The following is an 853-nucleotide window of genomic DNA, read 5'->3' on the forward strand; positions in this document are numbered from 1 at the left end:
CTGACGCCACCCGGAAACTCGAATTGGCAAGGCATACGCAGGTGCGACGTCAATATGAGAAAGACACGGACATCAGTTTCCCCCTGGACTCGTTGGGTGCCGTGAATCCTGTCAGGTCGGGTAGTACACCGGAGGGCTCACCTATGGGACTTCGTACTTTCAGATCAAGAGCGCGCTTATGAACAGAAGAACCGTGGTGTTAGTCGTGGCGACTGTACTGACGGCTCTTGTTACGGACTGGACGGCGAATAAAGGGGATGCCATGAACAAAAAAATCATGATGCGAGTATCCGAGGATGACCCGCTATTTGACGCCACCAAATGGTTTTCGAATGGCATGTATCAACGCACCCCTCTCAAGGACAAAGACAGAGTCTACTATCCGGCAGGGACCAAGTATAACGATACCTTAATGCTTAGGATATCTCCGCCCCCATTTACCGATGATCAAATTGAAATCCTTCAAATGAGGATAGTCCGCGCCCTTAAAGGTGAAATTTTTCCCGCAGACTTTCCTCCGAAAGTTCCCCTATCGGTCGAGGACATCGGTTTGGGTTCCGATTTCGACCCCAGGTCACAAATCGTATATATCAGCAGCAGATTCAACGACTATGTGGGCGACGAATCTAGAGTTCCGATCGATAACTACACCTTCTACACCTTGCTGGAGGGTAAGCGCTTTTTCGTTTACATCCGGCGAAATGGTGAGACTGGAGAGATTCTTCGTACTTCTCGCTCACGCAGTAGCCATATCCCTGACGACGAAGAAGAGCGTCGGTTCCAGCTGTTGCAATCCCAAGCCGATCTCCAGTCCAGGCTGGACGAACCCGGCTGGAAACAGCGTTCCGGCGAA

1 protein-coding gene is annotated in these 853 nt (G+C 51.0%); it reads left to right on the forward strand.

Annotated features, from left to right (window positions below):
• Positions 1–178: 178 nt before the first annotated feature.
• A partial coding sequence (locus U5809_RS34560; RefSeq protein WP_322089849.1) for a hypothetical protein occupies positions 179–853 on the forward strand: 675 nt, incomplete at its 3' end.

Origin of the sequence: Burkholderia sp. BCC1999 (genome assembly GCF_905339975.1) — a bacterium.
Lineage (GTDB): Bacteria > Pseudomonadota > Gammaproteobacteria > Burkholderiales > Burkholderiaceae > Burkholderia.